Raw genomic sequence first — 12,377 nt, 5'->3', positions numbered from 1 at the left:
GCGAACGCGGCACCCCACCCCTCTTCCGCCTGACGGAAAGGGGGGCAGGAGACGACACGGTGGACGAAGCCTCCCCTCCCAGCGACCCGCGGCCGGCGGAGGCCCCCGGGCCGCTGTCGCCGCCCCACCCCGTGCTCGCCGCGGCCGTGGCCTTTGGCCTCTTTGTGACGCTGGGCGCGGTCGTCCAGTTGCTCAACCCCGCCTTCGGCGTGTGGTTCACGGAGGTGTTCCTCTTCCTCGGCCTCGCGTGGATCATCCTGCGCGACTCCGGGTTCCGGCCCGCTGCGTACACGGGCCTCACGCCGTTCCAGGGGCCTGCCGCCCTGTTCGGCTTCCTGCTGGGCATGGCGAACTTCATCGCCGTGGTGGTGCCCGTGCAGTTCCTCGCGCAGCGGGTGGCCCCCGAGTGGCTGCGGGAGATGTTCGACGCCTCGCGCCTCTTCGAGGGCCAGTCACCCGTGGAGCTGGCGCTGCTCCTGGGCGGCGTGTCCGTGGCCGCGCCGCTGTGCGAGGAGTTCTTCTTCCGCGGCCTCTTCCAGCGCGCCCTGACGCCGCCGGCCCCGGCTTCCCCCTGGCGCGCGCTGATCATCACGTCCGTGGTGTTCAGCGCCTTCCACCTGGATCCGGTGGGCTTCCTCGCGCGGGCGGAGCTGGGGCTGCTGTTCGGCTGGCTCTTCCTGCGCACCGGCTCGCTGTGGCCGGGCATCGCCGCGCACGCGGCGAACAACATCGTGTCGTCGGCGCTGTTCCTCATCGCCACGCACTCGGGCCTCGGGAACGAAGGGGGCTCGGACGACGTGACGGACTGGCGCGCGGTGGTGGGGCTGGCGCTGTTCGGCTGGTCGGCGCTGTTGGGGCTGCGCGCCGCGTCCCGGCACTTCCCCTCCGTGTGGGGGCGAGGCAGGGCTGCCAGCGCCGAGGAGGTGCGCGCCACGAAGCCCGCGCCCCTCTTCGCCGTCCAATTGGTGCCCTGGGTGGTGGCGGCCACGCTGTCGCTGGTGGGGCTGGGCCTCGTGGACGGGCGCGGCGTGTCCCTGAGCGTCTACGACGTCCAGCACCCGGTGGAGCCGCTGGGCAAGGACGCGGACCCGGCGCTCCAGGCGGAGCGCAAGGCCCTGCGGCAGCTTCGCGCGGCCGCGCGCCGGGGCGAGGTGCCCATGGAGGCCTACGAAGAAGAGCGGCTCCGGCAGTCGGAGGGCCAGGCCCCCGCCAAGGACAAGCCCCGCCGCTGAGGGCAGGGCCGTCCCTTCACTCCAGAGCCGGACGCCGTTTCAGTCCGGCTTGTACGACGAGACGTGGAACACCGGCCCCACCATGGCGGCGGTGACGGCGTCACGCTGGATGCTGCCTTCGGCCGTGATGCGCTGACCGTCCTTCTTGATCTTCCGGTCACCGCCCGCGAGTTGGTACGTCCGGCCGTCGTCGGCCTTCAGCACCCACACACCGCCCTCCAGGTCCTGGTACTGCACCGTGCCGGAGAGCTTCATGCGTCCTCCCGCTTGAGCATCGCGCGAGCGATGACGAGGCACACCACCGTGTTGAAGCCCAGCCACGGCTTCGCCAGGAAGGTGAAGGGCATCCATGCGAGCGCCGGAGCGCCCACCCACGCCGCGTAGGAAAGGAAGCCCGCGAAGCCCAGCGCCAGGCCGCCCACCGCCGGACGGAAGCCCCGCCACGCGATGGCCGGCAGCGACAGCACCAGCGGGATGAGCGCGCTGTAGAACAGCGGGTTCACTGTGTTCCGGCCGAAGATGATCTTCTGCCAGTCCGGGATGGGCAGCGATGCCACGCTCACCACGTCGTGGGCCGGGCCGGCCGCGCCCGCGAACCAGGTGCGCAGGAAGAAGAAGCCCACCGTGGAGAGCACCAGCGACACGAGGAACGTCGGGCGGAAGAGCACGTTGAGGTAGCCCGGACGCTCACGGCCGCGCAGCGTGAGCAACACCACCGCGAGCAGCACCGCGGCCCAGCCCAGCGGAGGCCAGCGGGGACCGGCGCCCTGGTTGAAGGCCTGCAGCGACGCGTTGGCGTTGAGCACGCCGTGGCCGTACTCCTCAGACCAGGCCTGATTCTCCGTCGCCTTCGCGCCGGTGTAGAGCGCCTGCTCCACCTCGTCCGGCGTCGTGGCGCCCGCGCCGTAGAGCATCGCGGCGACGGCGGCCACGTGCGGCGCGGCCATGCTGGTGCCCTGGTACCAGGCGTAGATGGAGCGCGAGGGATCCCGCGGGTCGATGGTGTTCTGCAGGATGCCGCCCGTCTCGCCCTGGCTCTTGTCACCACCGGGCGCCGCGATGTCCAGCTCCTTGCCGTAGGAGGAGTACGGCGCGCGCGTGCCGGACGGGCCCACCGCGCTCACCGCCACCGCGCCCGGGTACGCCGCGGGGAACTCCACCCGGCCCCGCCCGGTGTTGCCCGCCGCGGCCACCACGGTGACGCCCTTCTTGCGCGCGTAGTCCACCGCGCTGGCCATGACCTGCGAGTACAGGCCGCCGCCCAGCGACATGTTGATGACCTTCGCGTCGTGGTCCGCCGCGAAGCGGATGGCGTCCGCGATGTCCGCGCTGGTGCCGCTGCCGAAGTGGTTGAGCACCTTGAGCGGCATCAGCGTCGCTTCGAAGGCCACGCCCGCCACGCCCTCGCCATTGTTGGTGGCCTGCGCGATGGTGCCCGCCACGTGCGTGCCGTGGCCGTGGTCGTCGTTGGCGTGCTCGTCGTCGTTGACGAAGTCATAGCCCTTCACGAACGACACGCCCTTGAGGTCCGGCACCTGCTTGAAGTCGCCGTAGTCCTCGTAGGCGATGCCCGTGTCGATGACCGCCACCACCACGCCCTTGCCCCGGTTGCCGTCCCACGCCTTCGGCATGTCGATCATCCGGAGGTTCCACTGGGCCTCGAACTGGGGGTCGTTCGGCGTGTAGCTGGTGCGCAGTTGCATGAGCGGCTCGGCGGACTCCACCGCCGGGTTCTGCCGGATGCGCTGGAGCACGGACTCCACGTCGTCCACGCCCACCGCCAGCGTGACGCCCGACTGGGGGCCCTCCACGGAGTTGAACTCCAGGTCCACGCCCCACTCCTGCTCCCAGGCGTCGAACTGTTCCTTCGTGGTGCCGTCCTTGAAGTCCACCACGATGGCGCCGGACACCACGTCGTCCGAGCCCTCCGCCACCGCCCGGGACACCTCCGCCTCCGCGGCTGCCAGGTCCTGCCTGGCCGGGGCCTCCGGCTCCCTCGACGCGGAAGCACACGCCGAGGCCGACAAGGCCAGCGCCGCGAGAACCACGTTCCATCGCCTCATCCGCATCGGGACACTCCTTGAACGAAGACGCCTCGAAGACCCACTACGAACGCACGGCGGGACGATTGGGTCTGCGCTTTCAGTCTGTCCGCCCCCAGGCCGGCCGTGCAAGGCACAGGGGATGAAGAAAGGTGAAGAAGTCCAACGGTTTGCACGCCACCGACCTACCCACCCGACAGCCGCTGGAGCCACGCCGCCGCCGCCCGCCCCACCTGCGGAAGGTTGCGATGGAAGGTGGGCCCGGCATCATCGATGACCTCTAAATCGCCCCCGGCCTCCGCGACAGCGGCGGCCAGCGCCGCCCGGGGCACCCGCGTGTCCGCCTCCCCCACGATCACCAGCAGCGGACACGACAGTCGCACGAGCGACAGCGGGTCCACATCCGGCGCCACCAGACACAGTCCGCCCACCGCCGGGTGCCGCTCCTGGAGCGCCAGCGCCACCCGGGCCCCGCCGTGCAGCGACGCCACCGCGAGCGCCGTCGTCCCCGCGTTCTCCAGCGCCACCCGCATCGCGGCCTCCGCATCCTCCACCAGCGCCCCGCCGGTGCCCCGTGCGCCCTGGCTGGCCCCCACGCCCCGGTGGTTGAAGCGCAGGGTGGGAAAACCCGCCCTCGCCACCGCGAAGGCCAGCTCCGCCGCCACGACGTGGTCCATCCCCCCGCCCTCCTCCGGCCGGGGCGGCAGGATGAGCAGCGGCGGCGACTTCTGGCCCCGGTGCACCGTGCCCTCCATCACCGCGCCGTCCGAGCCCACCGGGATGAGCGTGGAGCGCTCCAGGAACTGACCTTTCTGGACCATGCCCCCACCTTAATCGCCCCCCTGGGTCCCGCTCGGAGCGGATTCCCGCCGCCGTCCCCTTCTGGATTTCCCGCGCCGCATCGCGTTACGCACATTCCGTGACCTGCTCGCAACTTTTCGGCGGTTCGGGGGAGAATGGATCAACGCAATACGCTTTCCCCCCTCCCTTCAAAAATCCGCACACCGCAGGAGCCTCAAGCCATGGGAACCATCGGGCGCACCTCCAACAACACCATCGCGCGCACCCCTTCGACGACGGGGACGACCAACACGGCCCCCGCGGCCAAGCCGGCCGCCCCGGCGACGGCGAAGCCGGCCAACACCGTGAAGGACGGGTTCGACGCCAAGTCGACGAACAGCGCGGTGCGCACCGTGGCCCCCACGGGCGTCTTCACCGCTCCGGCCGGCGCGAAGGACAAGGCCTATGACGGCAAGATTGTCGGCAAGGGCGGGCAGGCCTTCGACGCCAGCACCCCGCTGAGCCAGATCCCCGCCTACGAGCCCAAGAACGGCGTGAAGCAGCCGGGCACCATCATCTACGTGAACGGCATGATGACGGACAAGGCGGGCCAGGAGGCCACGCTGCAGGCCATCGCGGACAAGACGGGCCAGAAGACCATCGGCATCCACAACTCCACCGAGGGCTTCTTCAAGGACCTGGGCCAGTGCATCACGGACAAGATGGACAAGGGCAAGAACCCGGCCGTGGACACGCTGGCGGACTCGCTCTACACGGAGCTGAAGGCCGGCCGTGACGTGCACCTGATGGCGCACAGCCAGGGTGGCCTCATCACCAGCCGCGCGCTGAGCGACGTGGCCAAGCGGCTGCGCATCGAAGACGGGATGTCCCCCGCCCAGGTCCAGGAGAAGCTGGGCAAGGTCTCCGTGGAGACCTTCGGCGCCGCGGCGGCGACCTACCCGGACGGCCCCAAGTACGTCCACTACGTCAACGACAAGGACCCCGTCCCCGGCCTCTTCGGCCTGGGCACCAGCGGCAAGGGCCCCCTGGACCTGCTGAAGCACGCGGGCAAGGACGCGAAGATCCGCTACTTCTCCGAGAAGAGCATCTTCTCCGGCGCGCACAACATCAACGACACGTACCTCAACCAGCGCGTCCCGTTCGACCAGGCGCGCGCGGGCTAGTTCTCATCCTGGGCCTGGACTGGTATGACTGCACGTATGACGCTCGAAGATGCCCAGCGACTGGTGCAGTCATTCATCCAGGCCCACGGAGGCGATGCACAGGCTTCCGGGCTGAACGCGAAGGGATTTGGCGGCGCCGCTCTTGGCGAAGCCCAGGTCTACTTCGAGCATGTGAAGGACACGGGGGCGCTGAAGTGCAGCGCCCTCATCTACCGCTTCCGCGACGCGCCCCGTCCGGGCGTCATCGACGGGTTCCGTGACGAAGAGAAGAAGGGCACGGACACCGGCGGCGGCAAGGTGGACTACGAGTCCGAGAACAAGAGCCTCTTCCTGAGCCGCATCTACGGCGTGCTGCCCGCGCAGCAGCAGTTCAAGGAAGACGTGGACCGGCTCGTGGAAGCCAGCCTCGTGTGGGGCGACGAAGTGTTCAACCGCGTCGCGGACCGCGTCATCCCCGCGAAGTGATCAGCTCCTTCTCCAGCAAGATTCAGTGGCTGCTGTCCTCCATGGGCCTGGCGCGTCCCGCGCCGCCTTCGGGGGGGCCGATGACGCGCGACGCGGCCCGGCAGCTGGTGAAGTGGTACCTCCAGTCCCAGGGCGCCGGCGTCACCGAGGGCCTCAACGCCGAGGGCCTGGGCGGGATGATGAACGGCGAGGGCCAGTACGCCTTCGAGCACGTCGAGTCCCCGCCCGCGCTCAAGTGCAGCGCCCTCATCTACCGGTTCCGCGAGCCGCCCAAGCCCGGCATCATCGAGGGCTTCCGGCAGCAGCAGGAGGAAGGCACGGACACCGGCGGCGGCAACGTGGACTTCGAGCCCGCCACCGGCAACCTCTTCCTGACCCGCACCTACGAAGTCGTGCCGGACGGCCGCGAGTTCACCCGCGACCTGGACCGGCTGGGCAAGGCCAGCATCGTCTGGGGCAAGGACGTGCTGGACCGCGTGGCCCACAAGGTCTTCGGCACCTGAGCCCCCCACGCCCCCTGGGAGGCGCGCCCGATGGCCGGCGCGCCCCGAGGGCTGGAGGCTCCCGCTACACCGACTGCATCACGTAGAACTTGAGGTACTTCCCTTCCGGGAACTGCAGGCGCACGGGGTGGTCCGGCGGCTGGTAGCGCTCCTCCACCAGGGCCAGGTCCACGCCGGCCTTGAAGCCCGCCTCGCGCACGGCGCCCATGAACATGTCCCCCGTCACGCGCGCGGAGCACGACGCCGTGGCCAGGAGGCCGCCGGGGCGCAGCAGCGCCAGGGCCTGCCGGTTGAGGGACGCGTAGCCGTCCACGGCCGCCTCCACCGCGCGCTGGCTCTTCGCGAAGGCGGGCGGGTCCAGGATGATGAGGTCGAAGGTGCGGCCCTCCTCCTTGAACGATTGGATGAGGGCGAAGACGTCCGCCGCCAGGAAGTCGTGCTTCGCCGCGGGCAGCCCGTTGCGCGTGAAGTTCTCCCGCGCCAGCGCGATGGCCTCCGGGTCCTGATCCACGGAGAAGACGCTGTTGGCGCCGCCGAGCGCCGCGTTCACGGAGAAGCCGCCGCTGAAGCTGAAGCAGTTGAGCACGTCCCTCCCCTGTCCCAGGCGGCGGATGAGGAAGCGGTTCTCACGCTGGTCCAGGAAGAAGCCCGTCTTCTGTCCCTTCCACGCGTCCACCAGGAAGATGGCGCCGCGCTCGCGGATGGGGATGAGCTCCGGGGCCTCCTCGCCCCACAGCATCTTCCCGCTGCCGCGCCCGTCATCCTCCTCCACGTCGTCGCGCCCCACCTCGTCGCGGCCGATGATGCCCTTGAGGCCCGGGACGCCCGCCTTCAGCGCCTCCACGATGAGGGGCCGGTACGGGGTGAGGCCCGCGGAGTAGAGCTTCATGACCGCCCAGCCCGCGTACAGGTCCACCACCACGCCGGGCAGGCCGTCGCCCTCGCCGTGGATGAGGCGGTAGCTGTCCGTGTCCTTCAGGTCGATGAGCGCCGTGCGCGCGGCCAGGGCGCGCTGCACGCGCTGGGTGATGAAGCGCGCGTCCACCGTCTCGCGCGAGTCCCGCGTGAGCACGCGCACCGCGATGGCCGAGTGCGGGTCGTAGTACCCGCGCGCGACGAACTTCCCGTTCTCCGTCAGGTCCACCACGCTGCCGGGCGGAATCCGCGGCACGTGCTCCAGGGCCTTGCGGAACACCCACGGGTGCCCCGCGCGCAGGTGACGCCCCAGGCCCCGGGCCAGCTCCAGCTTCACGACATTCACGTTGAAACTCCTCGACTGCGGGCCGTCCGGCGGCGGGCGAGGAGGGCGCGAGCCAGCTCCTCGAAGCCCCGCCCCTCGGGCGCCCGGGTGATGAAGGCCGGCGGCGCGTCGATGCGATCCAACACCGCGCGCACGTTGGCCACGCCCACGCCCAGCTTGAACGCCTGGAACATCGGAGCGTCGTTGAAAGAATCCCCCGCGTAGACATACCGCCCGTCCGCGGGGTCCAGCGTCTCGCCCCACGCCACCTTCGCGAAGCGGCGCGACGCGGAGAGCTTGTCGAAGCGGCCCAGCCAGCAGTTGATGTGCACCGACGAGCGCACCGCCGTCACGCCCCGCGCCCGCAGGAGCGACTCGATGCGGGTGGCCCCTTCATCCCCCAGCCGGGCCTCCTCGTTGTAATCCACCGCCAGGTCCACTTCCGTGTAGCGGCTGTCCACGGACAGCCGCGCCCCCGGCACCTGGGCGAGCACCCGCTGGACCTCCTGCTCCAGGCGCTGGCGGTTGGCCACGCGCTGCGCGGGCGGCTCCAGGTACACCTTGCGCAGCTGCCCCTTCGCGTCCTTGAGGAAGAACAGCCCGCCGTTCTCCACGACGACGCCGTCCACCGGGAGCTGCCGGGCCCAGGCCTCGCCCCACCCCGCCGGGCGGCCGCTCACCAGCACCACGCGCAGTCCGGACTCCGTGAGCTGCTCCAGGGCGCGCACCGTCTGGCTGCGCAGCTTGTGGCCCGTCGTCAGCGTGCCGTCCACGTCGGTGAAGACGCCCTGCACGCCGGACAGGTCCGCCTGCCGCAGGGGACGCGGCTCCACGACCTCCAGTTTCCTCGCGGCCGTCACATCACATCCAGTTGCGCGAGCTGGGCCTGGAAGGACTCGATGGTGGAGAGCAGCTCCGGGCCGGTGAGCGCGGCGAGCTTCAGCTTGCGCGCCTTGCGCAGGAACGCATCCATCGTGGGATCCCGCCCGTAGAGCGACTGCGCGCTGGCCGCGGCCTCCGCCAGCGCCTTGGCGGACGCGACCGGGTCCTTCTTGGACTGGGACAGCGCTCGCTCCAGGCGCACGCCGCACGCGGCCCAGACCTCGCGGTCGTGGAGGATGAGCAGCTGGCGCTGGTTCATCGCGGACAGGCCTCGCACCAGCTCCTCCAGCGCTTGCGTCAACGTGAGCAGCCGCTGCTTCTCCGGGGCGGACTCCAGCGCGAGCGCGCCCACCTCCGCGCGGGCCTCCACGATGTGGCGCTTGTCCTGGGCGCGCAGGTTCCGGTACGCCGCGGTGCGGCCGAAGGCGTCCAGCTCCGTCTGGAGCTGCTGCGCGTTCCACAGCACCTCCTCCGGCTTCGCGTCGCGCACCTTGTTGAGCCGCGCCGCGACGATGCGCGACAGGTCGGACGTGATGGCGCGCACCGTGACGGCCGCCTTCACCTCCGCCTCGTAGCCGGGCACCACCTGGGCGCGCGACACCTCGCCGAAGGTGCTCGCGGACTCGAAGACGAGCTGGCTCATCTGTTCGCGGTAGTCGGACCGGAAGCGTTGGATTTCCGCCAACAGCTGCCAGCGGTCGCTCACCACGGACGGGTTTCGCATGGCCTCGCCCAGCTGGGTGATGCTCTGGGCGAGCCGCGCCATCCCGTCCTGGAGCATGGCCGGCACGTCCCCGGGGCCCTTGCGTGACGCGGACGGCGGCGGCGCGCCGGGGAACTGCTCGCGGATGACGTTGAGCAGCCCGTTGACGTCCATCACCGTGTCGCGGATGACGGGCGCCATCTCCTCCCACAGCGACAGGTCGGGGCTGGCGTCGACGACCGGTGTTTCATACTTCACCAGGTCCAGGTCGCTCAGCCGGGAGATGGCCTGGGCCGCGGCGAGGTACACCGCGCGCAGCCGCGCGGCGAAGGCGCGGTCGGGCAGCGACTGGAGGATTTGTTCGAGCCTCGGGGTCAGGGAGGCCGGCGGGGGATTCTCGGCGGCAGCGGACACGTTGCCCCCACTCTACCGCTCGACATCGCGTCCGGGGAGTTCTAGCAAGCGTCCCGGGCCCAACTGTCGGGCCGGGGAGTCCACGGAAATGATCCAGGTCTGTCTGTGGGAGGACGGCAGGGCTGTCTCGGGGGGCGAAGAACTGCTCGACCGGCCGGGGACCAAGTGGATCGACGTGCTGGAGCCGGACGCGGAGGTGATGGGCCGGCTGGCCGAGCGCTTCCAGCTCCACCGCCTGGCCGTGGAGGACTGCCTGACGCTGGACCAGCGGCCCAAGCTGGAGGAGTACCCGCACCACCAGTTCATCGTGCTGCAGGGCTTCAGCTGCGGGCCGGACGTCACGGAGCTCACGCTGCACGAGCAGCACTTCTTCCTCGCGCAGGACTGGATCATCAGCGTGCACGCGCTGAAGCTGCCCAGCCATGAAGGCGTCCGGCGGCGCGTGATGGACGACCCCGCGGGCACGCTGGGCCGGGGCGTGGACGTCATCCTGTACCTGCTCGCGGACGCGCTCGTGGACGCGCAGTTCCCCATCATGGACGACTTCAGCGACCAGCTGGACGACCTGGAGGACGCCATCTTCGCGGAGCCGGATCCGGAGCACCTCCAGCGCATCTTCGCGCTCAAGCGCGCGCTGGTGACGCTGCGCCGCGTGCTGTCCCCGCAGCGGGACGTGGTGGGCATGCTGTCGCGCCGGGGCATCCCGCAGATCCAGGAGAAGACGACGCTGTACTTCCGCGACGTCTACGACCACCTGGTGCGGCTGTACGAGCAGATCGACTCCAGCCGCGACGTCGTGGGCAACGTGATGGACGGCTACCTGTCCATGGTGGCCAACCGCACCAACGACATCAGCAAGCAGCTCACCATCTTCGCCACCCTCTTCCTGCCCCTGTCCTTCATCGTGGGTTTCTTCGGGCAGAACTTCGAGCAGTTGACGGGACGGGGCTGGTACACCGCCATGTGGGCGACCATGGTGGGCTTCCCGCTGGGGCTCGTCGCCTGGTTCAAGTACAAGAAGTGGATCTGACGCCGCACCCTGAGACGGGCCGCGAGGAGGCACGCATGCTGACGGTCGCCGTGGATGGGATTCCGCTGCACTACCGGGACGTGGGCCAGGGGCTGCCGGTGCTCCTCATGCACGCCTTCCCGCTGGATGGCTCCGCGTTCGACCGGCAGGTGTCCGCGCTGTCCGGGCGCTACCGCTTCCTCGTGCCGGACCTGAGAGGCTTCGGGCAGAGCCGCCTGGGCGAAGGCCCCACGGAGATGCGCAAGCTGGCGCAGGACGCGCTCGCGCTGCTGGACGCGCTGAACATCGACTCCGCGGTGGTGGGCGGCGTGTCCATGGGCGGCTACGCGGCGCTGGCGCTCCTGCGCGAGGACGCGGGCCGGGTGCGCGGGCTGGTGCTTTCGGACACGCAGTGCACCGCGGACGACGCCGCGGGGAAGGACAAGCGCGAGGCCACCGCGCAGCAGGCGCTGAAGGAGGGCACGGCGTCCGTCATCCCGGGGCTGGTGCCCAAGCTGGTCCACGCGGGGCCGGAGTCCCCGGTGGGCCGCGAGGTGACGAAGCTGGGCATGTCCGTGTCGCCGGAGTCCATCGCCGCCGCGCAGCGGGGCATGGCGCTGCGGCTGGACAGCAAGGACCTGCTCGCGCGCTACGCGGGGCCCGCGCTCGTTGTCGTCGGCGAGCACGACACCGTGACGCCCCTGACGAAGGCGAAGCAGATGGCGGACCTGGTGCAGGGCGCGCGGCTGGAGGTCATTCCAGGCGCGGCGCACCTGCCCAACCAGGAACAGCCGGAGGCCTTCAACGCGGTGCTGGACAGCTTCCTCGCGTCGCTGGCCTGATGGGGCACCTGCTGCCCTTTCGCCAGGAAGTGCGATGAAGCCGTCCCCCGCTCCGCAAAGCATGTACCTGCCCGACGTCGAGTCGCATGAATCCGACGGAACCTACGGGACGATGATCGCCATGGCGCGGGCCGGGGGCATGACGCCACCGGGCATCTGGCACCTGTTCGCGTTCAAGCCGCGCATGACGGACGCGCTGTCCGCCTTCACCCACGAGGTGATGCGCGGCCCGTCCCCGCTGTCCGCGGGCCTGCGGGAGCTCATCGCCGCGTACACGTCGAGGCGCAACGCCTGCGTGTTTTGAACGGGCTCACACGCCGCGGTCGCGGCGGAATTGCTGGGCAGCACGCAGCACGTGCAGGCGGTGCTGGACGACGTGAAGACGGCCCCCATCCCGGAGGCCGAGAAGGCGTTGTTCGCCTTCGTGGACCGGCTCAACGACACGCCCGGTGACGTGCGCCGCGAGGACGTGGAGCGCCTGAAGGTGGCCGGCTGGTCGGATGAGGCCGTCTACGACGCCGTCTCCGTCTGCGCCCTCTTCAACTTCTACAACCGGTGGATTGACGGCACCGGCGTCCAGGGCCTCTCACCGGCCATGTACGAGCGGTCCGGGAAGCGCATGGCCGCGGGCGGCTACCTGCCCGCGCCGCCGCCGGGAGCCCCACCGCCGGCCTCCGGAGGGGACCCCGAGCGCTGACGTCACGGCTGGCAGACGGCCTGGTTGTCCTGCACGGCGCACGAGGAGCAATCCGCCGTCTTCACCAGCACGCCCTGCTTGCAGGTGAGGAGCGCGCGCCCGTTCGGGCTGCACACGCCCTTGCCCTCGGCGGACATCGCGCAGCCGTCGTTCTCCTGGTTGAGGGACGTGTCGCACCGCACGCTGTCCGCCAGCTCCCGGCATCCCAGCGGCCCGCGGCACGCCAGCGGACGCCAGGTGCCGTTGCGGCACTCCAGCGCCTGCGCGCCGTCCTGGCACACGAAGTCACGGTCACTGCACGAGTCGCCCGAGCTCGGCCCGCCACAGCCGGGAAGGAGGAGGAAACCGACGAGGGACAGGAGCGCGAGAGGAAGGCGGTTCATG

General features: G+C 70.5%; 15 protein-coding genes. 8 read left to right on the top strand and 7 right to left on the bottom strand.

Going from position 1 to position 12,377, the window contains the following annotated elements:
* Positions 1-59: 59 nt before the first annotated feature.
* Positions 60-1,232, top strand: coding sequence for a type II CAAX endopeptidase family protein (locus KYK13_RS15640; protein ID WP_223645239.1), 1,173 nt, complete (start codon positions 60-62; stop codon positions 1,230-1,232).
* Between the two features lie 39 nt (positions 1,233-1,271).
* On the opposite strand, the gene KYK13_RS15635 is transcribed toward KYK13_RS15640, so the two are convergent.
* The 3 genes from KYK13_RS15635 to KYK13_RS15625 all read right to left on the bottom strand — a co-directional run bounded on the left by KYK13_RS15635 (position 1,272) and on the right by KYK13_RS15625 (position 4,095).
* Positions 1,272-1,487 (bottom strand): DUF5818 domain-containing protein, encoded by a 216-nt coding sequence (locus KYK13_RS15635; protein ID WP_223645238.1) that lies wholly within the window; start codon positions 1,485-1,487, stop codon positions 1,272-1,274.
* Positions 1,484-3,301 carry a S8 family serine peptidase gene (locus KYK13_RS15630; protein ID WP_223645237.1) on the bottom strand — a complete coding sequence of 606 codons (1,818 nt, stop codon included), beginning with the start codon at positions 3,299-3,301 and terminating at the stop codon, positions 1,484-1,486. Before KYK13_RS15630 ends, KYK13_RS15635 begins: the two co-directional genes overlap by 4 nt.
* A gap of 158 nt (positions 3,302-3,459) precedes the next feature.
* The gene (locus KYK13_RS15625; RefSeq protein WP_223645236.1) at positions 3,460-4,095 is read right to left on the bottom strand and encodes an alpha/beta hydrolase; all 636 of its coding nucleotides are present in this window, start codon (positions 4,093-4,095) and stop codon (positions 3,460-3,462) included.
* A 201-nt stretch (positions 4,096-4,296) separates the two neighbouring features.
* On the opposite strand from KYK13_RS15625, the gene KYK13_RS15620 reads away from it, so the two are divergent.
* The 3 genes from KYK13_RS15620 to KYK13_RS15610 are packed head-to-tail and all read left to right on the top strand — an operon-like array spanning position 4,297 to position 6,206.
* Positions 4,297-5,238, top strand: coding sequence for a hypothetical protein (locus tag KYK13_RS15620; protein WP_223645235.1), 942 nt, complete (start codon positions 4,297-4,299; stop codon positions 5,236-5,238).
* A 36-nt stretch (positions 5,239-5,274) separates the two neighbouring features.
* On the top strand, positions 5,275-5,703 hold the full coding sequence (locus KYK13_RS15615; RefSeq protein WP_223645234.1) for a hypothetical protein: 429 nt from the start codon (positions 5,275-5,277) through the stop codon (positions 5,701-5,703).
* Positions 5,700-6,206 carry a hypothetical protein gene (locus tag KYK13_RS15610; protein WP_223645233.1) on the top strand — a complete coding sequence of 169 codons (507 nt, stop codon included), beginning with the start codon at positions 5,700-5,702 and terminating at the stop codon, positions 6,204-6,206. The genes KYK13_RS15615 and KYK13_RS15610 overlap by 4 nt, the downstream gene beginning before the upstream one ends.
* A gap of 64 nt (positions 6,207-6,270) precedes the next feature.
* Here KYK13_RS15610 and KYK13_RS15605 read toward each other — a convergent pair whose 3' ends face one another.
* Genes KYK13_RS15605 through KYK13_RS15595 form a run of 3 tightly spaced genes read right to left on the bottom strand, consistent with a single transcriptional unit; the run spans position 6,271 to position 9,445 of the window.
* Positions 6,271-7,467, bottom strand: coding sequence for a class I SAM-dependent rRNA methyltransferase (locus KYK13_RS15605; protein WP_223645232.1), 1,197 nt, complete (start codon positions 7,465-7,467; stop codon positions 6,271-6,273).
* Positions 7,464-8,279, bottom strand: a complete 816-nt coding sequence (locus tag KYK13_RS15600; protein ID WP_223645231.1) for an HAD-IIB family hydrolase — start codon at positions 8,277-8,279, stop codon at positions 7,464-7,466. Before KYK13_RS15600 ends, KYK13_RS15605 begins: the two co-directional genes overlap by 4 nt.
* Positions 8,280-8,302: 23 nt before the next feature.
* Positions 8,303-9,445 carry a hypothetical protein gene (locus KYK13_RS15595; RefSeq protein ID WP_223645230.1) on the bottom strand — a complete coding sequence of 381 codons (1,143 nt, stop codon included), beginning with the start codon at positions 9,443-9,445 and terminating at the stop codon, positions 8,303-8,305.
* Between the two features lie 88 nt (positions 9,446-9,533).
* Here KYK13_RS15595 and KYK13_RS15590 point away from each other — a divergent pair, with 88 nt between their 5' ends.
* The 4 genes from KYK13_RS15590 to KYK13_RS15575 are packed head-to-tail and all read left to right on the top strand — an operon-like array spanning position 9,534 to position 11,993.
* A complete protein-coding gene (locus KYK13_RS15590) occupies positions 9,534-10,475 on the top strand; it encodes a magnesium transporter CorA family protein (RefSeq protein ID WP_223645229.1) in 942 nt (313 codons plus the stop codon).
* 35 nt (positions 10,476-10,510) lie between these two features.
* Positions 10,511-11,296 carry an alpha/beta fold hydrolase gene (locus tag KYK13_RS15585; protein ID WP_223645228.1) on the top strand — a complete coding sequence of 262 codons (786 nt, stop codon included), beginning with the start codon at positions 10,511-10,513 and terminating at the stop codon, positions 11,294-11,296.
* Between the two features lie 34 nt (positions 11,297-11,330).
* Complete coding sequence (locus KYK13_RS15580; protein WP_223645227.1) at positions 11,331-11,600, top strand: peroxidase; 270 nt, start codon at positions 11,331-11,333, stop codon at positions 11,598-11,600.
* Positions 11,601-11,630: 30 nt separating this feature from the next.
* Positions 11,631-11,993 (top strand): carboxymuconolactone decarboxylase family protein, encoded by a 363-nt coding sequence (locus tag KYK13_RS15575; protein WP_223645226.1) that lies wholly within the window; start codon positions 11,631-11,633, stop codon positions 11,991-11,993.
* A gap of 2 nt (positions 11,994-11,995) precedes the next feature.
* Here the strand turns inward: KYK13_RS15575 and KYK13_RS15570 are convergent, their stop codons facing one another.
* Complete coding sequence (locus KYK13_RS15570) at positions 11,996-12,376, bottom strand: hypothetical protein (protein WP_223645225.1); 381 nt, start codon at positions 12,374-12,376, stop codon at positions 11,996-11,998.
* Between the last annotated feature and the right edge of the window lies 1 nt (position 12,377).

The organism is Corallococcus sp. EGB (genome assembly GCF_019968905.1).
In the GTDB taxonomy this organism is placed as follows: domain Bacteria; phylum Myxococcota; class Myxococcia; order Myxococcales; family Myxococcaceae; genus Corallococcus.
Note: the sequence above shows the minus strand (reverse complement) of the source record. Positions and strands in the feature narration are given on the sequence as shown.